The following is a 21291-nucleotide window of genomic DNA, read 5'->3' on the forward strand; positions in this document are numbered from 1 at the left end:
TGGAGCCGGTCCACGGCTCCACCGCCCTCGTGCGTGTCCGACACCCGGCGTGCGGTACGGGGATCAGGACCGGCGCAGCCGGCCCATGATCCGGGTGAAGTCCGCCGGGTCGTCCTCGAAGCCCTGGACACCGTCGCGGAACGACCACCCGTCGGACGGCACACGGACAAATTCCGCGACCGTCGCCGCCGTCGCGCCGAGCACGCCGCCGAAGTCGTCCACCGCCAGGTCGGTGTATCCCTCGCGGATCCGGACGGCGGGATTGAGCACGCTGACGAAGGACCGGTGCGCGGGCCGCTGCTGGATGACCACACCGACGACCACGCGCGCGTACCGGGCGTCCAGCCGCGCGAGTTCCACCGTCAGGACCTCGTCCCAGCCGAAGCCCTTGCCGTCCTTGCTGTCCCGGTTGAGATAGATGGTGCCGTCGGGAGAGCGGCTGTCGAAGTGCACCACGTACGCGGGTGCGTCCTGCGGATCGTCCGTCAGGTAGGTCGCGGCCACTATGTCCAGATCCGTGGGCGGTTGCCCTGCCGGACTCGGGTCCCACTTCAGCGCTATCTCGACCTTGCGGATGCCCTTGTTCAGGCCGTTCACCGGACTGACCTCCCCGTTCCCCGTCTGCCGTTGCCCCGAACTGGCCGCTCGTCAGGGCCGGTTGTCCATCCTGCCACGCGCGCGTGCACGCTCGCACGACTGTCCCGAGCCGGAGGTGACCGACGCCACGCCCGCTGGCCTTACCATGGCGCGGTGCTGGTCAAGTGGATTCGCTGCACCGTGGTGGACCGCCGCGGTTTCGAACGCGGGCAGCGAAAGTGGGCGGGGCTTCTGGGGGAGCCGGGCTTTCGGGGACAGGGCGGGGGCTGGAGCAGGGCACGGCCCTCCGTCGCGCATGTCTTCTCCTTCTGGGAGAGCCGCGCCTTCTACGACTCCTTCATGGCGCGCTCCCACGACCGGCTCGCGGCCGCCCAGGCGGGCACCTTCAAGGACGCCCAGGTCCGCCTGTTCGACTACCGCTTCGACGTGAAAACGGGCTTCGAACCCCGCTTCACCGACTCGGACCTGTTGCGGGTGGCGCTGTGCCGGGTCCACGAGGAGCGCGCCGAGCACTTCACCCTGATGCAGGAGAAGGTGTGGAACCCCGCCATGGCCGGTTCCCCCGGCATGATCCGCGGGCTGTTCGCCGAGGCCCCGGGCCATGAGTTCCTGGTGCTGTCGATGTGGCGCTCCGAGGCCGAACACGGCAAGTACCGCACCGAGCGCGTGGAGCGACTCGCGCTGCGCGCCCAGACCGAGGCGGACATCTCCTCCCTCACCGGTGACATCGTGGAGCTGGAACCGACCTGGACGGTTTGACATCCGAACTCGCCGGCTGCGGGTGCTCCACTGTGGCTCTTGGTGGAGGATGTGTGTGACCTGTGCCGTATGAGGGCCCTCCGAGTGCTCGGACGCTCGCCATCCGATCTAGGGTTTCGGCATGGCACGACCACGGCGCATCGTTCTTGTCCGACACGGGGAGTCAACGGGCAATGTTGATGACACCGTGTACGAGCGTGAACCGGACCACGCACTGGCCCTGACCGAGCGAGGCTGGCGGCAGGCTGAGGAGACGGGCAAGACCCTGCGGGAGCTGTTCGGCGGCGAGCGGGTCAGCGTGTACGTATCGCCCTACCGGCGCACGCACGAGACCCTCCGCGCCTTCCACCTCGACCCCGAGCTGATACGGGTGCGCGAGGAGCCCCGGCTGCGCGAGCAGGACTGGGGCAACTGGCAGGACCGCGACGACGTCCGTCTGCAGAAGGCCTACCGGGACGCCTACGGGCACTTCTTCTACCGCTTCGCCCAGGGGGAGAGCGGCGCCGACGTGTACGACCGGGTGGGCGGCTTCCTGGAGAGCCTGTTCCGCAGCTTCGAGGCCCCCGACCACCCGCCGAACGTGCTCATCGTGACCCACGGTCTCGCCATGCGCCTGTTCTGCATGCGCTGGTTCCACTGGACGGTCGCCGAATTCGAGTCGCTGTCGAATCCCGGGAACGCCGAGATGCGGATGCTCGTTCTCGGGGACGACGGCAAGTACACGCTTGACCGGCCCTTCGACCGGTGGCGAGATCCGGAACCCTACGGGATCACCGGATAGAGTGGCAGAGCGATGACCCCTGACTCCTCTCCCGAAGGGCGCCTGGAGCGCGCCCTCGCCAGCCTGCGCGGACTCGCGGTGGGGGACGCGCTGGGCTCACAGTTCTTCGTGCCGGTGAACTACCCGCTGCTGAAGCGCCGCGAGCTGCCGCCCGGCCCCTGGCAGTGGACAGACGACACGGAGATGGCCTGTTCCGTGGTCGCCGTCCTGGCCGCCCACCACCGCGTCGACCAGGACGCACTGGCCCGCTCCTTCGCGGAGCACCACGACTTCGACCGTGGCTACGGTCCGGCCGTCAACCGGCTGCTGAGACTGGTCCGGGAGGGCGGCGACTGGCGCGAACTGTCCGCCGCGCTGTTCAACGGTCAGGGGTCCTGGGGCAACGGCGCCGCCATGCGGATCGCCCCGCTGGGCGCCTGGTACGCCGACGACCCCGAGCAGGCGACCCACCAGGCGGAGATCTCCGCCTATCCCACGCACCAGCACCGGGAGGCCGTGGTCGGGGCCATGGCCGTGGCCGCGGCCGCCGCGCTGGCCGGTGCGCCCGGCGGCCCGCCCAGTGCGGGGGCACTGCTGGACGACGTCATCTCCCTCGTCCCGAAGAGTGCCGTCGGCGCCGGCCTGCGACGTGCCCGGGACATGCTCGACTACGGCGACGCCGCCACCGTCGCGGCCGTCCTGGGCTGCGGAAGGCGTACGACAGCCCATGACACCGTTCCCTTCGCGCTCTGGTCCGCCGTTCGCTCCCTGGGCGACTACGAAGAGGCGTTCTGGACGACGGCACAGGTCGGCGGGGACGTGGACACCACCTGTGCCATCGTGGGCGGGATCCTGGCCGCGGCGAAGACGGGGACGCCTCCCCGGCCCTGGGTGGAGCAGGTGGAGGCGCTGCCGCAGTGGGTGCCGACGTCCGTGTGACGGCGCATTGAGCAGCGACGGCCACCTCGGTCCAACTCACCGTGACCGATGGGAACCCTCCGTGATCGGCTGCTCGTTGTTCGGTCATCCGCTGTGCGAGGTCTGTGCGCACGTGGGGTGACTGACCGGCGAGGCGCGAGGGGTGGGCTGTGATCGGTGTGCCGCTTCCTGACCGTGCTACGGGCGGCGATGGTGGCGGTGTGCGGGGCGTGACAAGCACACCAGAGCACTCACCTGACCAGGGTCGGGTGACTGAGGGCCCGTCACGTTCCGAGGTCTGTATATGCGGTTGGTGAAGGTCCGCGAGGGCGGTCGCGCGCTTGAGGGTGCGCCTGCTGTCTCGCCACCTCGCCCGTCCGGCGTTCCCCTCGTCGCTGCCCGACGGCACCGCAGCGCTCTCCGCAGGCGACGGACGGCTGTGTGCCGCACGTCGCGTCGGTCGGGGTGAGTGACCGGCCGAAGGTGTGCCTTGGCGAATCGGATGAGCGGGATGCCGAAAAGGCGGCCGCCCGGTTCATGCTGCTTGCGCTTCGGCCGGACGTGGGTCGGGGCGTCCTGACGCGGTCCCCGCCGGTCGGAGGGTCTTCGTGGGGATCCGGGGTGTCGCGAGGGTATCCGGGCGGCGTACCCTAAGGGCGCCATGCCGTACGAACCACCTACTCACACCGTCGAGCGCTCCCTCCGCGCCACGACCGGAGCGAAGGTCATTGCCGGTGTCGACGAGGTGGGCCGCGGCGCGTGGGCCGGTCCCGTCACCGTCTGCGCGGCGGTCACCGGACTCCGCCGGCCTCCCGTGGGGCTCACGGACTCCAAGCTTCTCTCCGTCAAGCGCCGCAATGAGCTTGCCGTGCAACTGGAGAAGTGGGTGACGTCGTACGCCCTGGGTCACGCCTCGCCAGAGGAGATCGACGACCTGGGGATGACGGCCGCGCTTCGGCTTGCCGCCGTACGCGCTCTGGACGCTCTTCCGATCCGCCCGGACGCGGTGATCCTCGACGGGAAGCACGACTACCTCGGCTCTCCCTGGAAGGTCCGCACGGTGATCAAGGGCGACCGGTCGTGCGTGGCGGTCGCGGCGGCCTCGGTGCTCGCCAAGGTTCAGCGCGACAAAATGATGGCCGAACTGGGTATCGACCATGCAGACTTCGGTTTTGCGGACAACGCCGGGTATCCCTCACCCGTGCACAAGGCCGCACTGGAGGAGCGGGGCCCTACCCCGTACCACCGGTTGTCGTGGGCGTATCTTGATGCGCTGCCCCAGTGGCGGCACCTCAAGAAGGCCCGCATCTGGGCGGACGGAAGCGTTCCGGAGATCGAGGGCCAGCTCGGCTTCGACTTCTGACGATTCCGCTCGCACGCATGTGCCACCCGCTGGCGCGAGCCGCACCAACGTTTGATAAATAACACCTCATGCCTCTCATTCCCGAGGAGCCTCAGATTCACGAGAGTGCCCAGGGTCCCCGCGCCACTCCGGCCAGCGGCCGCACCGCGCCGACCCCTCGACCCGTACCCGGTCCCCGTCCGGCGGCGCCGTCGCGCCCCGGTCGTCCTGGTCCCGTCCGTCCCGCGCCGCCGGTGCAACGCGCATCGCGTGACGTCGCCGCCAAGCCCGGGCCCGCGGCCCCGGCCGCCCCTGCCGTTCCGGCACCGGCCGCCGCGACTCCGCAGGTCCAGCTGATCCCGGCCTCGGCCGAGGGTGCGCTGGACGCGGCCGAGGAGGCCGTGGACCTGCTTCTGGACTCGGGCCGCGCCCCGGGTGACGTGCTGGTGATCACCACCGGCGAGCAGCACCCCTGGGCCGCCCACGAGCTGTCCTTCGGTGACGCGTCCTACTGGGCGCAGCACGACGCGGGGGACGACGTCTTCTACGCGGACGCCGCCGTCGCGGACCGAGCAGGCGTCCGTCCCGTGGTCGTGGTCGCCGTCAACGGTGGTTCCGCAGCCGCTGCGGCCACGGCGCTGCCCTTGGCCCACAAGCGGGCGGGTGCCTTGCTGATCGTCTGCGGTGACCCGCAGCAGATCAACGGGGTGCTGGGCGCGGGCGTCTGAGCCGGTCCCGGTCATCGGGGAACACCGGGCTTGGGGAGGCGTCGCGGCTGCGATACCTCCACGGGGGTCTTGGCGTGCGCGGACGACGGGAGTCTCGGCGCGCGCACCTCGGCGTGCCCGACGGCGTGCACTCCGAGGCCGCGCGGCAGGAGGCCCCACCCGAGCGCTCCGGCAGAGGGCTGTCGTACGCGCCGCCGAAGACGCGGCGGGCCCACGTGCCGATGTTGTGCGTCGGGTTGCGGGCGTCCGAAGCATCGCTCGCCCCTGGCCGGCGGGTCGTTTCGTCGGAATACGTGCTCGGGTGGTGTCCCTCAGCGGGCGGCTGCCCGGCGCAGAACCTCGGATGCGGCGCCGCCGGTTCTGGGCAGCGGCGGCGGTGCCTCGGACAGCGCGAAGGGCTCCGGAGGCGAGTCCGCGTGGGGGCGGCGGCCTCCGCGCCCCTCGCCGAGGACCTGCCATCCGTCCCGGGTCAGCGTGATGTACGCCCCGCAGCGCAGCCCGTGCAAGGTGCAGGCGTCACGCAGGCCCCACATCCAGGCGCCGTCCTCCTCCGTCCAACGCGCGTCGCCCTCACGGCAGTAGAGCAGCACGGCGGTGCGTACCGGAGTGCGGCGACGCAAGTCGTGCGGGATGACGCGACGCAGCTGGGCGAGCAACGCGTTCCGGAACATCCAGCCGTCGGCCGACGCCTGGCGCCGGGAAAACGAGGCGCTGGCCAGCAACCTCTCGTCGGGATCGAGCACGGCCACGACAGCGGTGGACGGTCTGGGCCGATGACGCGCGTGCAGCCCGCTGACGACCTCTCGCGGACTGCGCAGCAGCGGGATGCCTGCCGCGGCCCACTCGGCAGGCTCGAGCAAGCGGTTGGCGGAAGCGGCGGACGTGGACGTCGACAATGATGCCGCTGAGGACGGAGCGAATCCGAAGGTCACGAGCCTCCCTTCGGCTACGGCCCACACTGCGGGCGGGTCGGTTCGGGGGGAGCGCACACCACGGCAAAGCCCTACCGGACCACGGACGGGCCATGCGGGGGAGCGGAACTCAATTCTTCCTGTCGAACTTGGATGCGGCAACGAGCAATTGGGGCCGCCGACCGTTATATGTCGGCCCGTGTCTTATATCCCTACCCATTGGTGATGCGGTGACGCGTGTGTTCGTCGTACACGCCTCGTTCACCCGCTGTGTGGACCGTGTTCCCGGCAACGCGGCCGACATGCGGCGAGCCGACCTTCCAGCGGGCCGCACCACAGGTCAGCCCTGAACGGCCAGCACCAGGGGCAACACTCCCTGCGCGCCCGCGCGTCGGAGCATCCGTGCCGCGACCGCGAGGGTCCACCCCGTCTCGGTGTAGTCGTCCACGAGGAGCACCGGGCCGCGGGCCTCGGACAGCGCGGAAGCGAGCGCGGGCGGTACCTGCAGCATCCCGTCCAGCGCCTTGAGGCGCTGGGCGCTGTTGCTCCGTGGAATGGGGGAGGAAGCACCGGTGTACTCGACGGTGCCCAGCATCGGCAGCCGGCCGATGTCCGCGATGCGCGCGCCCAACGAGTGGATCAGCTGCGGGCGGGTGCGTGAGGCGATGGTGACCACGCCGACCGGGCGGGGCCCCGCGTCGTCCGCTCCCGAGGCCCAGCCACCGGGTCCCTTGGCCCAGTCGGCCAGCACACCCACCACCGCCTTCGTCACGTCGTCCGGGACGGGTTCGTCGGGGGCCTGGGCAGTCAGCATCGGGCGGAGCCGATTCCCCCAGCCGATGTCCGACAGACGCCCCAAGGCTCTCCCGGTCGACGCCTGTTCACCCGCCGGGATGCGCCCCTTGAGCTCCACGCCGATCGCGGGAAGGCCGGTCGGCCACATGCGGCGCGGTTCCACCTCGACACCCGCACGACCGAGGTCGACGCGCGCGGCGTTCAACGCCGTCGTGGACGTCTCGGTACTGTGGCGCGCCCCCGCGCAGTTGTCGCAGCGTCCGCAGGGTTTGGCCCCTTCGTCGTCAAGCTGGCGCTGCAGGAACTCCATGCGGCATCCGGTCGTCGACACGTACTGGCGCATCGCGTCCTGCTCCGACTTGCGCTGCCGCGCCACCCAGTCGTACCGCTCCGCCTCGTACGTCCAGGGCTGTCCGGTCGCGATCCAGCCGCCCTTGACCCGCTTGACTGCCCCGTCGACGTCCAGCACCTTCAGCATGGTCTCCAGGCGGGAGCGGCGCAGCTCCACCAGCGGCTCCAGCGCGGGCAACGACACGGGTCCGCTCGCGCGGGCGAGGACGTCGAGCGTGCGCCGCACGAGCTCCTCCGAGGGGAAGGCGAGCGACGCGAAGTACTCCCAGATCGCCTCGTCCTCCTTCCCCGGCAGCAGGAGCACCTCCGCGTGCTCGACACCACGTCCGGCGCGGCCCACCTGCTGGTAGTAGGCGATGGGTGACGAGGGCGAGCCGAGGTGCACGACGAAGCCCAGGTCGGGCTTGTCGAACCCCATCCCGAGGGCGGACGTGGCGACCAGGGCCTTCACCTTGTTGGCGAGCAGGTCGTCCTCGGCTTGCTGCCGGTCGGCGTTCTCCGTCCTGCCCGTGTAGGAGGCGACGGCGTGCCCGCGCTGACGCAGAAACGCGCTGACCTCTTCGGCGGCGGACACGGTGAGCGTGTAGATGATGCCGGAGCCCGGCAGCTCGTCGAGGTGCTCGGCGAGCCAGGCCATCCGGTGTGCCGCGTCCGGAAGCCGCAGCACACCCAGGGTGAGGCTCTCGCGGTCGAGCGGGCCGCGCAGGACCAGGGCGTCCGAGGTGCCCCCGGTTCCGAGCTGCTCTGCGACGTCGGCGGTCACCCGGGCGTTGGCGGTCGCGGTGGTCGCGAGCACGGGGACACCCCGGGGGAGGTCGGTGAGCATGGTCCGCAGCCGACGGTAGTCGGGACGGAAGTCGTGACCCCAGTCGGAGATGCAGTGGGCCTCGTCGACCACGAGCAGCCCGGTCGTGGCGGCGAGCTCGGGCAGGACCTGGTCACGGAAGTCCGGGTTGTTGAGTCGTTCAGGGCTGACCAGGAGGACGTCGACCTCGCCCGCGGCGATCTCGGCGCGGACCGTTTCCCATTCTTCGGTGTTCGAGGAGTTGATGGTCCGCGCGTGGATACCGGCCCGGGCCGCGGCCTCCACCTGGTTGCGCATGAGGGCGAGCAGGGGCGAGACGATCACGGTGGGCCCCGAGCCGCGCGCTCTCAGCAGCGAGGTGGCCACGAAGTACACCGCGGACTTGCCCCAGCCCGTGCGCTGGACGACCAGGGCCCGGCGCCGCTCGGCAACCAGCGCCTCGATCGCCCGCCACTGGTCGTCACGCAGTCGGGCCGTGCCGGTGGCGTCGCCGACGAGGCGGGCCAGAACGGCATCGGCGTCGGCCCGGAGATCCGCGTTGCTCGTGTGCTCCATGCGTCCATACAACAGGACCGCACTGACAATCCGGTCATGGCCGGCCGGTCCGGTGAGTGTGCCGGTCCGGCCGGTCTGCTGGTCCGGCCAGCTGCCGCTGTAGGTGTGACGTGTCCCTGATCGGACTTATCCACAGGCTCAAGCGGAATGTGGTGATCCGCGAGATCGTCTCCGCATGACGAATCACAGCGAAACCACTGGATCCTTCGAAAACGGCGACATCACCGGTGACGACGGACGTGACGGACGTCCGTCGGGCGACGCCCGGGCCTCGTTCGAGGGGCATGTCCCGTACGAGGGACGACCGCCGTACGACGCGGGCACCGCACACCAGGTCACCTTGCGTACCCCGGCCGAACTGGCCGACGCCCTGCCCTACCTGCTCGGGTACCGGCCCGAGGACAGCATCGTCCTGGTCGCCCTGCACGACCGGGGCGGACGCGGCAGGTTCGGCGGCCGGGCACGGCTGGGCATTCCCACGAACCCGGACGACTGGGGCGCGGTGGCCCGGCAACTGGCGCAGGGACTGGTGACGGGCAGCGAACGCAGGGGTGCCCGACCCGCGCAGATGGTCGCCTACCTCTGCCAGGAACCGGCGAAGGGAGAGACGGGCCGCCAGGTCATGGAACGGCTGGAGCCCCTGGCCCAGCACCTGCGGGTCGAGTGCGGTCGGCTTGACATCCCCGTGATCGAGGCCCTGTGCATCTCCGACGGCCGTTTCTGGTCGTACTGCTGCGCCGGCAAGGGCTGTTGTCCGGTCGAGGGTGTGCCGATGGGTCTCCCCGGTACCTCCGTGCTGGCCGCGGCGGCGACCTACGCCGGAATCCAGGTGCGGGGCACTCTGCGGGAGTTGCGTGCCCGTCTGCTCCCTCTGGAGACCGGCGCGGCGCTGGAACAGGAGGTCGCGCTCGACACGGCCAGCATGGCGCTGGTCCCCAGGATCCTGGACGCCGAGAGCCGCGCGGCCGTGGCGGAGGAGACCGTCGCACTGGCCGGACAGGTCATGGGTCGTTTCGCCGAGGCACCGCCCGTGACCGGGGCCCTCCTGGCGGACGACCGAGATGACGAGCTGCTCGCACCCGACGAAGCCGCGGCTCTCATCCTCGGTCTGCAGGACCGTGCGACGCGCGATCGCGCGGCCGAGTGGATGGAGGGGGACGAGGCAGCACCCGCCCTGCGACTCTGGCGCGCGTTGGCACGCCGGTGCGTCGGACCCTACGGAGAACACGCGGCGGCGCCTCTCACGCTCGCCGGGTGGGTCGCCTGGTCCAGCGGCGACGAACTGGAGGCCAGGGAGGCCCTCGCCATGGCCCTGGGTGCGGACCCCGGCTACCTGTTCGCGCGCCTCCTGCACCAGGCGTGCAACGAGGGGCTCGACCCGGAATCGGTCCGACGCTGCCTGCGCGCCGAGCGCGAGGGACGCGGGCGAAGGGCCGAGGCGCGCGCCGACTGCTTCCCCGCGGACCGGAGCGACGCGGATGTGGAGGCGCGCACCGGCGCGGAGGGCGCCGTATGGCCCGACGGAGCTGACGGAGGCGACAGGGGCGGTGACCCTGTCGGACCTCACATCGTCGACCGTCCCGACCTTGCGAAGTCTGTCGCGGACCCAGGCCCGCGGAGTGCGGCCTCGACGCAGACCGAGTCGGCGCCCGTACCGGCGACGGGTCGTCGGCGTCGCCGCCCGCGCTCCGCGGGGGCCGTCGGAAGCCTCCCGCGAGCGGAGGCGGGCCAGGGACATGAGCCGCGAGCCGACGCGCCGCGTTCCCGTACAGCGCCTCGTGGCACGCGCCCCGTCGCGGCCGGACGGGGCGCGTCGCGCCCGCGAACGCACGCGGCGGACAAGCCCACCGCGCGGCGCCGACGCGACTGCGCGGACGGCGCGCAGTCCGACGGCGGCGAGACCAGGGAGAAAGGGTGAGCGTGAGCCCTTCGCTGGTGCGCCGGGCGACGCCGTCGTGCGGGCGGCTGTCGGCAGCCCCCCTGCGGCGACGCGGTTGCCCTGACGCGACGCGGTTCTGCGATGCCGCGCCCGCGCCCCCTCCAGGACGGGTGGGGCGACGGAAGGCGGCTCTGCCGGCCCGGTGGGCGACTGCCGGACATCACCACCCACGCCGCCGTTCGGTGGGGCCCTCCGCCTCAAGGCGTGACCTGGCGGAGTCCCGATCCGTTCACCTGAGTGGCGGAACGCCTGCACGGGGCGAGTCGTCGCAGCGCACCCGCCCCGCCGGAGCCGTCCGCCTTCGTCGACCAGTCCGAGGCGCACAGAGAGCAGAGAAGTCACCCATGCATCAGCCGACTCCGCCCTCAGCCACCGACGAACGTGCCGCCCCCGACAGGTTCGCGTCCTTCACCGGGCAATGCGCCGACCTGCCGTCCGCGGACGGGCCCGGCCACCACGGGACCGTGTCTCCGCGGAGCAACGACACATGGCGTGTGGCGCCCCCCACCGGTCCGCAGGTGCAGCCGGACCCACCCACAGATCAGGGGCGTCACGGTCCTTATCCGTTCCCGCAGGCCGGAAGCACCCGTGGTCCTGTCATCGCCCCGTCGCGAGGCACGGCACCACCGGCCCCGGGGGCTCAGCGACGCTCCACCGACCTGCCGCCCGCCCACACGGCGATGATCTGTATCGCTCTGCCAGGTCTCGCCATCTCCACGGAGCAGGGGCAGCTGACCGGACAGGGACTGGAGGGCTTCTTCCGGGCGGGGCGGCGCGTCCTGTCCCGATGCCAGGTGCGGGTGGCCGGACGCGAGCCGCTCGTGGTCCAGGCCCGCATGACCTCGGCCGACCGGGCCCGTTTCGTAGGCGCCCTGCGGGCCACCCCGCACGGAGGCCCGGACCCGGACGTCATGGTCGAGCGGACCCGCTCCGCCGACGGCACCGAGCGGATCACGCTGCGCAGCGCCGCCACGCGACCGCTCCGCCTGCCGATGGAGGTGGCCCTCGGCACCGATTTCGCCGACCTCGGAGCCATCGCAGCCGGCGCCGTGGGCCCGGAACTGCCCGCCAGCGTCCAGGACTCCGGCCTGCGCTGGTCCTGTGCCGCCGGTACCGCGTACGTCACGGCCGAGCCCGCGCCCGCCGACGCGCTCGCCTCCGCCGGACTTCTGCGCTGGGACTTCGACGTGCCACCCGGCGGAAGCGTCACGGTGGAGCTGAGAGTCCACCTCGACGGCGCGGGCCCGGTCCGCGCCGTGGGCCGTGCCGCGACGAGTCCCCTGTCTCCCGCCCGGGCCACGGGGGACGACCCGCGCATCCCCCTGTTGTTGCGTACGAGCATCGACGACCTGGGCGCCCTGCTGGTACGCGACCCCGACCATCCCGCGGACACACACCTCGCGGCAGGAGCACCGTGGCGCTGCGGTCTGGCCCCGGCCGAGGCGCTGGCCGCCGCCCGCATGACGCTGCCCCTCGGCACCCGGCTCGCCGCAGGCACGCTCCGCAGCCTGGCCCGCACCCAGGTCACGGGTCAGGGGCCGCGGGCCGGCCTGATCCCCGGCCCGCGGCGGGACGCGGGTGCGCACCTCCCGCCGGGCTGCACGGGCACGGAGGCCACCCTGCTGTTCCCGGTGCTCCTCGCGGAGGCCCGCCGCTGGGGACTGCCCGACCACGAGACGGAGGAACTGCTGCCGGCGGCCGAGCGCTGCCTGGCCTGGCTGCTGGCCGCTGTGGGGGAGGGCGCCTACCTGCCGGATCCCCAACCCGGCGGTCCGGTCCGTTGCGAGACGCAGGCACAGGCCCATCGCGCGGCACTGCTCGGTGCCGACCTCCTCGACGCGTGCGGCAGGCCGGGCGGAGACGGGCTGCGTGACTGGGCACGGACGCTGCGGACCGCGTTCCGGCAGGACTTCTGGATCGACGATCCGGGCGGCGGTCGGCCCGCCGCTGCGCGCACCCCGGACGGGCGGCCGGTGACGCACCTGGGCGCCACCGCCGCGCACCTGCTGGACACCGGCCTGCTGGGCGGCGGCGGGCACGCCCCCGGCCTGCTGGACATGGTGCAGACCGAGCAGCTCGCCCGGCTCCTCGGCAGCCCGATCATGGACTCGGGCTGGGGGCTGCGCGGGCTGAGCACGAAGGAGGCCGGCCACAACCCGTTCGGTCACCGCAGCGGTGCTGTGCGGGTCCACGAGACGGCGATCGCCGTCGCGGGTCTGGCAGCCGCGGGCTACGAGAAGGAGGCCGGTTCACTGGCGCGCGGCGTGCTGGCGGCCGCCGAGGCCTTCGACCATCGCCTTCCCGAGATGTACGCCGGGGAACAGCGCACCGAGGGCAGCGCTCCGCTGCCCCACCCGGCCGCCTGCCGCCCCGCCGCCACCGCGGCCGCCGCCGGAGTCCTGTTGCTGACCAGCCTGGCAGGCATCCGCCCCGACGCCCCGGCGGGGACCGTCACCCTGCGCCCCCTGCGCAGCGCACCCCTCGGTGAGATCGGCCTGACGGGACTGCGGGTCGCGGGCGCCCCGTTCTCGGTACGGGTCAGCCGGCTCGGACTCGCCATGGTCGAGGAAGCGGCCGACGGATTGCAGTTGGGAGCGTGACCTGGAATGACGTGGATCCGGTCCGGAGCCGGATCGGCGCGGTGACGGCTGCGCCGGACGGGAGTCGATCAGCCACCGAAGCGACCGACGAAGGGAGTGTTTATCGTCAGGAAGACGACTATGATCGCCGCATGCCCTACGACCCGTCAGCCTTTCCGCCCTTCGCCGTCACCGTGGACCTGGTCGTGCTGACCGTGCGCCGCCACGCCCTGTGCGCGTTGGCGGTGCGCAGGGGAGAGCCGCCGTTCCAAGGACGGTGGGCCCTTCCGGGCGGTTTCGTGCGGGCCGACGAGGACCTCTCCCAGGCCGCGGCGCGCGAGCTGGCCGAGGAGACGGGGCTGCGCGCCCACGACCCGTCCGTCCCGGTCCAGGACAACGGCGCCCACCTGGAACAGCTGGCCACCTACGGCGACCCGAAGCGTGACCCACGCATGCGTGTCGTCAGCGTCGCCCACCTGGCGCTCGCCCCCGACCTGCCCGCTCCGCGCGCCGGCGGCGACGCGAGCAACGCGCGCTGGGCACCGGTCGAGGAACTGCTGCAGCAGGGCGGCTACGGCCGTGACGGCGAACCGGTCGCACCGCTCGCCTTCGACCACGCCCAGATCCTCGCGGACGGGGTGGAGCGCGCCCGTTCCAAGATCGAGTACTCGTCTTTGGCGACGGCGTTCTGTCCCAGCGAGTTCACCGTCGGAGAGCTGCGCCGCGTCTACGAAGCGGTGTGGGGCGTGGCGCTGGATCCGCGCAACTTCCATCGCAAGGTGACGGGCACCCCGGGCTTCCTGGTTCCCACGGGCGGCACCACCACGCGGCAGGGCGGTCGCCCTGCCCAGCTCTTCCGCGCCGGAGGCGCGACCCTGCTCAATCCGCCGATGCTGCGACCCGAGGTGTGAGGCCGTCGCGCCCCGAGCGCTGATACCGGCTGCCGGACGCAGGTTGCCCGCTGCCGCGGACGGCGTGTTGGTCGCGTCGCCGACACGGCTCGTCGCGCCCGGTCGCCCGTGCCTCCGACGCGCCATCGCAGCCCTGGACGCCTTGTCTGATGGCGCGTCAGAGCCTCAGTGTCTTCCGGGTCGACGCGCCAACACGCGTACATGTTGATCGCCTCGCGCGCTTCCAGGCGTGCGATACCGGAAAAAACGGACATAGCACGCTATCTTGCTCAGGGTGATCCAGGCCTTCGGACTGACCAGCAATCCCCGCAAGGAGCTTCCGCCCGCCCTCGACGATGTCTCCTTCGAAGCGCGCGCCGGTAGCGTCACCGTGCTGCTCGGCGCGCCAGGGGCGGGCAAGACCACGGCGCTGAGGCTCATGCTCGAACTCCAACAGGGCCGTGGCCTCACCTACTTCAGGGGACGCCCCTTGCACCGCATCGCCCACCCCTCGCGCGAGGTCGGCGTTCTCCTGGGCGACGTGCCGGGGCATCCCGCCCGCACCGTCCGCGGCCACCTGCGCATGCTGTGCGCCGCCGCAGGCGTGCCGGTCCGGCGTGCCGACGAGGTCCTCGAGGTGGTCGGCCTCGTCAGCCTGCGCGAGGAACGCCTCGGCACGCTCTCGCGTGGCATGGACCGCCGGCTGGGGCTGGCCTGCGCCCTTCTCGCCGACCCGCACACCCTCGTGCTCGACGACCCGGCCGACGGGCTCTCCGAACGCGAAAGCCGTTGGCTGCACGGCATGCTGCGCGCGCACGCGTCACAAGGGGGCACGGTCCTGTCCACCACGGCCGACCCCAAGGAGGCCACGCGCACGGCCGACCGGGTCGTCACCCTCGACGGCGGCAGACTCGTCGCCGACCAGGAGGTCGCTGACTTCGCCCGTACCCGGCTGCGCCCTCGGGTCGCCGTCCGCAGCCCCCATGCCGCCCGTCTCGCCGCGCTGCTCACCAAGGAGGCCCGCACCGCCCGACGTTCCGTAGAGGTGGTTCAGGAGGGCGGCAACCGGCTCTCCGTCTACGGCAGTACTTGCGCTGCCGTGGGCGAGACGGCGTTCCGGAACAACATTCTCGTCCACCAACTCGCCGACGAGGTGGGTGACATGGGGCCCGGAGCCGGCGGAGAGGGGGGTATGGAGGCCGGGGAGGACAGCCGCGAGCCGAGCACTACCCGGGAAGTCATCGTCGTCGGCGCGGCCCGCTCGACGGACACCGAGCGACGCCCCTCCTCGGTGCCTCACCAGTCGACGGACCGATCGTCCGGCGGCACACGGGCGTCCCAGGACGAGGCCAGGACACAGCCCTCCGCATCGGCTGTCGACGGGCCGGCCCCGGGCAACCGCTGCACGGCCGTCGTCCCCACCGCCACGGAAGAACGCCCCTCCGCCACCGAAAGCCGCCCGACCCGAACCGGCCCCGCCGAACCCCGCCCCACCGTAGCCGCGGCATCACCCGCCGCAGCCCCGGCAGCACCCACTGCCGACGCGACATCGCCTGCTGCCGTCGGCGAGGACCGGCCCACGGCCACCGACCCAACGCAGTCGCCGCCCCCCGGTGAACCGCAGCCCGCCTCCGGGCAGGCCGCGCCCGCGGCCGTCTCCGCCGACGCCCAGCCGTCTGCGGAGGCGGTTCCGACCCGGGTCACCCGGCCCTCGGCCGGGGAAACCCACCATCCCGCCTCGGCGCGAACCCTCGAAGTCCTGCCCGCCCTGCCGCCCCCGATCTCCGTCCGCCCCGCCCCCAGCCCCCTTCGTCCCCTCCGCTACGAACTCCGGCGCGCCGCCGGTATCAGCACCGGTTTCCTCACCACGGCCGTCGTGCTGCTCGTCTCCGCCGTCAGCGCCCTCCTCCTGGCGCGCGCCGGCCACACCTCACACCCGCGACTCCTGGCGGCCTGGCCGGTGGAGCTGCCGCTGCCCCCGGCCGCGCTCGGTGCGGGGCTGGTCGGTGCGCTCGCCTACGGTGACGAGTTCCGCCACCCGGCCCTCGCCGCGGACCGTGGCACCGTCCCCCGCAGGCTGGGACTGCTGGCCGCGAAGCTCCTCGTCACCGCGGTCACCGCCGTGATGCTGGCTTTCCTCACCGTGGGCTGCGACGCCGAAGTGCTCTATCTCGTCTACGGACCGGACTTCGCGAAGGTTCCCGCGGACTGGCTCCAGCTGAGCGCGAGTTGGATCGCACTCGTGATCGGCTGCGCGTGGGCCGGCGTGCTGGCGGCGGGCGTCTTCCGGTCCACCACGGCCGGGCTCGCCGCGGTCGTCGCCGTCCCGGTGCTCGCCGTGCCTCTCGTACAGAAGGCCGTGGAGAGTGCTTCCGTGCGGACGACGGCGGGCGAGGTCTCGACGCGGTTGCGCGAGGTGTTCCTGATGCAGTGGCCCTTCGGGGGAGAGCGTTATCTGGCCGCCGCGCTCCGCGTGATCGCCCAACCTGTGGGCGGTGCGCTGGCCTTGTCCCTGGCCGCACTGCTGGGCGCGTATCTGCTCACGACCCTGCGAAGCAGGGTGCGATGACAACTGTCCGTACGCATCCGGTCTCAGCGTGTGCGCAACTCCCCGCAGAAAGCCCATTTCTTTCCGATAAGGCGTCAATTGCGACGGGGTGAGCGATCACCCTTTCGTGTGCTTTTCACCAAAGACCTCAAGGGAGTTGGAAGCCGCGCCGACAAAGGATCCGTGAGTACCCTTGCGCACACCATGATGACCGCCGCCCGCTCCGCCGACTCCGGTCTGTCCGGCCCGGGCGAACTCGACCGCTACCCCTACGCCGAGGCCCCTGCCGCCGACCGCGTCGGAACTCCCGTCTGGGAGGGCGCGGACCCCGAGCTGGGCCGTGTGGGCCGACGTGCCGCGGGCAGCCGCGGACGCGGACTGCACGGCCAACTCGTTCAGCAGCTGGGTCAGATGATCGTTTCCGGCGATCTGGGCGCCGATCGCCCGCTGGTCCCCGAGGAGATCGGCCAGCGCTTCGAGGTCTCCCGCACCGTCGTCCGTGAGTCGCTCCGCGTCCTGGAGGCCAAGGGCCTGGTCAGCGCGCGCCCGAACGTCGGCACGCGCGTGCGGCCCGTGAGCGACTGGAATCTTCTCGACCCGGACATCATCGAGTGGCGGGCCTTCGGCCCGCAGCGCGACGATCAGCGGCGCGAGCTGAGCGAGCTGCGATGGACGATCGAACCGCTCGCCGCCCGTCTCGCCGCCGGGCACGGGCGCGAGGACGTCCAGCAGCGGCTGGCCGACATGGTCGAGATCATGGGGCACGCGGTGGGACAGGGTGACACGCTCACCTACTCCCGCGCCGACGCCGAGTTCCACTCACTGCTCATCCAGATCGCCGGCAATCGCATGCTGGAGCACCTTTCCGGGATCGTGTCGGCCGCCCTGCAGGTGTCCGGTGGGCCTGTCACGGGCTGCGACCGGCCGAACGAGGCGTCCCTGGCGCACCACGGCAGGATCGTCGACGCCCTCGGCGCGGGTGACGGTGCAGGCGCGGAAGCGGCCATGCGTCAACTGCTCACCGTCCATCCCGAGGTGGAGCGCGTCGTTCCGGCGCCGCGCGAGCACTAGCCCACACCCGCGGGCGGTGCGGTCGGGGATGTCCTTCCTCCTTCATCCCCCGGCCGTCGTGCCCCGCCCTCCCGTCGGACCCCGCAGTGCCCGAATCCCGGGCCTGCGGGGTCCGACGGCACAACAAGGCTGGTTGGGTCGCCATGGCAGGGGTAGACGTCGCGGGTAGTAACCGTATCTGCCCGCGTCTGACCGTTTTTGAGCGCTTACGGGGTGTGACTCGGGCCACGAAGATTAGGCGTAACGCTCGTGGAAACAACGCGATGACCTAAGAGGTGACAGCCGCGGAAGGAATACGGACGCCGTTCAAGGCGCTGTGGAACTTCCCGGCCCCCGCCCGCACCGTCGGCCCATCCCCAGGCCGGTGGTCGGCTCCTGTCCGCTGTGGACGGGGCCGGAAGCCGTTTTCCAACGTTCCGAGAGGTTGTTCGTGTCGGCCAGCACATCCCGTACGCTCCCGCCGGAGATCGCCGAGTCCGTCTCTGTCATGGCGCTCATTGAGCGGGGAAAGGCTGAGGGGCAGATCGCCGGCGACGATGTGCGTCGGGCCTTCGAAGCTGACCAGATTCCGGCCACTCAGTGGAAGAACGTACTGCGCAGCCTCAACCAGATCCTCGAGGAAGAGGGTGTGACGCTGATGGTCAGTGCCGCGGAGCCCAAGCGCACCCGTAAGAGCGTCGCAGCGAAGAGTCCGGCCAAGCGCACCGCCACCAAGACGGTCGCGGCGAAGACGGTGACCACCAGGAAGGCCACCGCCACCACCCCGGCAGCGGCCCCGGCCGCACCCGTTGTGGACGACCCCGCAGAAGAAGCAGCCCCCGCGAAGAAGGCGGCTGCCAAGAAGACGACCGCCAAGAAGGCGGCCGTGAAGAAGGCCGCCCCCGCCAAGAAGACGGCAGCCAAGAAGACCACCGCCAAGAAGGACGACGTCGAGCTCCTCGAGGACGAGGTCCTGGAGGAGGCGCCCAAGGCGGGCGACGAGCCCGAGGGCGCCGAGAGCGCCGGCTTCGTGCTCTCCGACGAGGACGAGGACGACGCCCCCGCGCAGCAGGTCGCCGCGGCCGGTGCCACCGCCGACCCGGTCAAGGACTACCTCAAGCAGATCGGCAAGGTCCCCCTGCTCAACGCCGAGCAGGAGGTCGAGCTCGCCAAGCGCATCGAGGCCGGCCTGTTCGCCGAGGACAAGCTGTCCAACGCCGACAAGCTCGCCCCGAAGCTCAAGCGCGAGCTGGAGATCATCGCCGAGGACGGCCGCCGCGCCAAGAACCACCTCCTGGAGGCCAACCTCCGCCTGGTGGTCTCCCTGGCCAAGCGCTACACCGGCCGCGGCATGCTCTTCCTGGACCTCATCCAGGAGGGCAACCTCGGTCTGATCCGCGCGGTCGAGAAGTTCGACTACACCAAGGGCTACAAGTTCTCCACGTACGCCACCTGGTGGATCCGGCAGGCGATCACCCGCGCGATGGCCGACCAGGCCCGCACCATCCGTATCCCGGTGCACATGGTCGAGGTCATCAACAAGCTCGCGCGCGTGCAGCGCCAGATGCTCCAGGACCTGGGCCGCGAGCCCACCCCGGAGGAACTGGCCAAGGAACTCGACATGACCCCCGAGAAGGTCATCGAGGTCCAGAAGTACGGCCGCGAGCCCATCTCGCTGCACACCCCGCTGGGCGAGGACGGCGACAGCGAGTTCGGTGACCTCATCGAGGACTCCGAGGCCGTCGTCCCGGCCGACGCGGTCAGCTTCACGCTCCTGCAGGAGCAGCTGCACTCCGTCCTGGACACCCTGTCGGAGCGCGAGGCGGGCGTCGTCTCCATGCGCTTCGGTCTCACCGACGGTCAGCCGAAGACCCTCGACGAGATCGGCAAGGTGTACGGCGTCACGCGCGAGCGCATCCGCCAGATCGAGTCCAAGACCATGTCGAAGCTGCGCCACCCGTCGCGTTCGCAGGTGCTGCGCGACTACCTGGACTGAGGTCCTGCCGAAGGACGACGCCGAAGGCCCGGCCCCCTCCAGGGAGCCGGGCCTTCGGCATGTGGGCGCGGGTGCGCGGCGCCAACGACTGCCTCACTCTGGGTGTCCATCGATCACTCCAGAGTGAGGAGCATGCATGCGTCGTCCCTTTGCCCGGGTGCTGGCCCGGCCGTTGGTACTGGCGGCCGTGGCCATGGCGATACCACTGGCCTCCGCGGCTCCTGCGGCCTCGGACGGAGTCGTCGTGGGGGGTTTCCCGGTCGATGTCTCCACCACCCCTTGGACCGTCGCCCTGTCCAGTCGTGACCGGTTCGGCGGTATACGGTCGGGGCAGTTCTGCGGAGGCGTGGTGGTCGGCCCGTCCACCGTGCTCACGGCAGCCCACTGCATGGGCGAGGAAGTCGTCGGATCGCCGCGGACGACCGACCTGAAGGTCGTCGCGGGCCGCACGGACCTCTATTCGGACACGGGCCTGGAGATCCCCGTCAGTGAGGTCTGGGTGAATCCGGCCTACGACACTTCCACCAACTCGGGGGACTTCGCTGTGCTCAAGCTCACCGAGGCACTGCCGCAGTCCTCGGTCATCGGCATGGCCGCGGCGGGCGATCCGGCATACGAGCCCGGAACGGAGGCCGTGGTCTACGGCTGGGGCGACACCGTCGGGATCGGTTCCTACGCCCGCAGCCTGCGAGCCGCTCGCATCCATGTGCTGCCCGACAGCCACTGCGAGGTGGCGTATCCCGGGCCTGTCGACGGCACGTACCGGGCGCAGACCATGATGTGCGCCGGCGAGGTGGAGGGCGGCCGTGACGCCTGCCAGGGCGACAGCGGGGGACCTCTGGTGGCGCGCGGCCGGCTGATCGGGCTGGTGTCCTGGGGGAGCGGCTGCGGGCGGGCGGGGAGCCCGGGCGTCTACACGCGTGTGTCGGAGATCCTCCGAGCGCTTCGCTGGGAGAGCGGCTCCCGGGACCCGCGCACGACTGACTGATGGGGTGGGTGGCGTCCTTCGCCTGACGAGTGCGGGCGGCCGCCCCTGGTAATCAGGGGCGGCCGCCCGCGTGCCGGCCTGTGCCGGATCTGCTCGTCGTGGAACGCGAAGGGTCAGCGCTCCTCTTCGGAGGCGATGGCGGGAACGGCCGTCAGCCGCTCCGTCTCGTCCTGTATCTCAGCGGCGATCTTCTTGAGTTCCGGCTCGAACTTGCGGCCGTGGTGGGCGCAGAAGAGCAGTTCTCCGCCGCTGAGCAGCACAACGCGCACGTACGCCTGTGCGCCGCAGCGGTCGCAGCGGTCAGCGGCCGTCAGCGGGCTCGCGGGGGTCAGAACAGTAGTCACGTCGCCTCTTCTCTAGCTCGACGAGCTGTCGTACCAGGGTCAACATCCAACCAGCCCCAAAACGTTCCCGCTCGTGGCTTCTCCTCGAAAAAATCTTCCGAGGCGGCCGTCTGCTGCCGGTTTGGCGGCGAATGTGCCGTATTGCGTATCTGTCGCGTCTTACGGTTTCGCGCTGTCGGTCATGGATCCGTCCTCCCGGCTGGGTTGCCGGTTTGTTCAGGAGGACGTGCCCGGAGCCTAAATGGTTCATGCCTCGAAGGGAACGTGATATGTACTTCACTCCATCGAGGGATCGAACACTCATACGACTCTGGGCTAGTCTGCGTTCAGACTGAGGGTGGCGTTACAACGGCTCTACCAGGCCTCGGTACCCTCTTGGCGGCGACCGAAGCCGCGCCCTTCCCCACTAGGGCCCATCTGAAATTCAGCGAGGAGC

Annotated in this window: 16 protein-coding genes; 12 read left to right on the forward strand and 4 right to left on the reverse strand. The window is 71.3% G+C overall.

All coding sequences use genetic code 11. The features are described 5' to 3' along the window. Window positions 1–63: 63 nt before the first annotated feature. The gene (locus tag ACIHAR_RS25455; protein ID WP_365458892.1) at window positions 64–597 is read right to left on the reverse strand and encodes a TerD family protein; all 534 of its coding nucleotides are present in this window, start codon (window positions 595–597) and stop codon (window positions 64–66) included. A gap of 153 nt (window positions 598–750) precedes the next feature. Between ACIHAR_RS25455 and ACIHAR_RS25460 the strand changes: the two genes are divergently transcribed. The 5 genes from ACIHAR_RS25460 (at window position 751) to ACIHAR_RS25480 (ending at window position 5104) form a co-directional block, all read left to right on the forward strand. After that, complete coding sequence (locus ACIHAR_RS25460; protein WP_365458889.1) at window positions 751–1356, forward strand: YdbC family protein; 606 nt, start codon at window positions 751–753, stop codon at window positions 1354–1356. Window positions 1357–1477: 121 nt separating this feature from the next. Beyond that, window positions 1478–2137 (forward strand): histidine phosphatase family protein, encoded by a 660-nt coding sequence (locus ACIHAR_RS25465; RefSeq protein WP_365458886.1) that lies wholly within the window; start codon window positions 1478–1480, stop codon window positions 2135–2137. A 12-nt stretch (window positions 2138–2149) separates the two neighbouring features. Beyond that, complete coding sequence (locus ACIHAR_RS25470; protein ID WP_400022054.1) at window positions 2150–3055, forward strand: ADP-ribosylglycohydrolase family protein; 906 nt, start codon at window positions 2150–2152, stop codon at window positions 3053–3055. A 640-nt stretch (window positions 3056–3695) separates the two neighbouring features. After that, window positions 3696–4397: a ribonuclease HII gene (locus ACIHAR_RS25475; protein ID WP_400022056.1), complete on the forward strand. Its 702-nt coding sequence runs from the start codon at window positions 3696–3698 to the stop codon at window positions 4395–4397. Between the two features lie 68 nt (window positions 4398–4465). Beyond that, window positions 4466–5104 (forward strand): hypothetical protein, encoded by a 639-nt coding sequence (locus ACIHAR_RS25480; RefSeq protein WP_365458877.1) that lies wholly within the window; start codon window positions 4466–4468, stop codon window positions 5102–5104. 311 nt (window positions 5105–5415) lie between these two features. Here ACIHAR_RS25480 and ACIHAR_RS25485 read toward each other — a convergent pair whose 3' ends face one another. Continuing rightward, window positions 5416–6036, reverse strand: a complete 621-nt coding sequence (locus ACIHAR_RS25485) for a hypothetical protein (RefSeq protein WP_365458874.1) — start codon at window positions 6034–6036, stop codon at window positions 5416–5418. A 319-nt stretch (window positions 6037–6355) separates the two neighbouring features. Continuing rightward, window positions 6356–8521: a RecQ family ATP-dependent DNA helicase gene (locus ACIHAR_RS25490; RefSeq protein WP_400022059.1), complete on the reverse strand. Its 2166-nt coding sequence runs from the start codon at window positions 8519–8521 to the stop codon at window positions 6356–6358. A gap of 175 nt (window positions 8522–8696) precedes the next feature. Between ACIHAR_RS25490 and ACIHAR_RS25495 the strand changes: the two genes are divergently transcribed. From ACIHAR_RS25495 to ACIHAR_RS25525, 7 genes are all read left to right on the forward strand, one after another. Beyond that, window positions 8697–10439 (forward strand): DUF4192 domain-containing protein, encoded by a 1743-nt coding sequence (locus ACIHAR_RS25495; RefSeq protein ID WP_400022061.1) that lies wholly within the window; start codon window positions 8697–8699, stop codon window positions 10437–10439. Between the two features lie 701 nt (window positions 10440–11140). Beyond that, window positions 11141–13060, forward strand: coding sequence for a glycogen debranching N-terminal domain-containing protein (locus ACIHAR_RS25500; RefSeq protein ID WP_400022063.1), 1920 nt, complete (start codon window positions 11141–11143; stop codon window positions 13058–13060). A gap of 131 nt (window positions 13061–13191) precedes the next feature. After that, window positions 13192–13950 (forward strand): NUDIX domain-containing protein, encoded by a 759-nt coding sequence (locus tag ACIHAR_RS25505; RefSeq protein WP_388755950.1) that lies wholly within the window; start codon window positions 13192–13194, stop codon window positions 13948–13950. A 274-nt stretch (window positions 13951–14224) separates the two neighbouring features. Beyond that, entirely contained in the window at window positions 14225–16498 is a 2274-nt protein-coding gene (locus ACIHAR_RS25510; RefSeq protein WP_400022065.1) for an ATP-binding cassette domain-containing protein, read from the forward strand. Between the two features lie 162 nt (window positions 16499–16660). Continuing rightward, on the forward strand, window positions 16661–17548 hold the full coding sequence (locus ACIHAR_RS25515) for an FCD domain-containing protein (RefSeq protein ID WP_365458856.1): 888 nt from the start codon (window positions 16661–16663) through the stop codon (window positions 17546–17548). A 430-nt stretch (window positions 17549–17978) separates the two neighbouring features. Beyond that, on the forward strand, window positions 17979–19523 hold the full coding sequence (locus ACIHAR_RS25520) for an RNA polymerase sigma factor (protein ID WP_365458853.1): 1545 nt from the start codon (window positions 17979–17981) through the stop codon (window positions 19521–19523). 136 nt (window positions 19524–19659) lie between these two features. Beyond that, window positions 19660–20511: a serine protease gene (locus ACIHAR_RS25525; protein ID WP_365458850.1), complete on the forward strand. Its 852-nt coding sequence runs from the start codon at window positions 19660–19662 to the stop codon at window positions 20509–20511. Between the two features lie 113 nt (window positions 20512–20624). Here ACIHAR_RS25525 and ACIHAR_RS25530 read toward each other — a convergent pair whose 3' ends face one another. Further along, entirely contained in the window at window positions 20625–20855 is a 231-nt protein-coding gene (locus ACIHAR_RS25530; protein ID WP_365458847.1) for a hypothetical protein, read from the reverse strand. Window positions 20856–21291 lie beyond the last annotated feature (436 nt).

It is taken from the genome of Streptomyces sp. NPDC052016 (assembly GCF_044548445.1).
Taxonomy (GTDB): Bacteria; Actinomycetota; Actinomycetes; order Streptomycetales; family Streptomycetaceae; genus Streptomyces.

Coding starts and splice junctions, on each gene's coding strand:
- ACIHAR_RS25465 (WP_365458886.1), top strand. CDS start 1,478: ATGGCACGACCACGGCGCATCGTTCTTGTCCGACACGGGGAGTCAACG.
- ACIHAR_RS25470 (WP_400022054.1), top strand. CDS start 2,150: ATGACCCCTGACTCCTCTCCCGAAGGGCGCCTGGAGCGCGCCCTCGCC.
- ACIHAR_RS25475 (WP_400022056.1), top strand. CDS start 3,696: ATGCCGTACGAACCACCTACTCACACCGTCGAGCGCTCCCTCCGCGCC.
- ACIHAR_RS25480 (WP_365458877.1), top strand. CDS start 4,466: ATGCCTCTCATTCCCGAGGAGCCTCAGATTCACGAGAGTGCCCAGGGT.
- ACIHAR_RS25490 (WP_400022059.1), bottom strand. CDS start 8,521: ATGGAGCACACGAGCAACGCGGATCTCCGGGCCGACGCCGATGCCGTT.
- ACIHAR_RS25495 (WP_400022061.1), top strand. CDS start 8,697: ATGACGAATCACAGCGAAACCACTGGATCCTTCGAAAACGGCGACATC.
- ACIHAR_RS25500 (WP_400022063.1), top strand. CDS start 11,141: ATGATCTGTATCGCTCTGCCAGGTCTCGCCATCTCCACGGAGCAGGGG.
- ACIHAR_RS25505 (WP_388755950.1), top strand. CDS start 13,192: ATGCCCTACGACCCGTCAGCCTTTCCGCCCTTCGCCGTCACCGTGGAC.
- ACIHAR_RS25525 (WP_365458850.1), top strand. CDS start 19,660: ATGCGTCGTCCCTTTGCCCGGGTGCTGGCCCGGCCGTTGGTACTGGCG.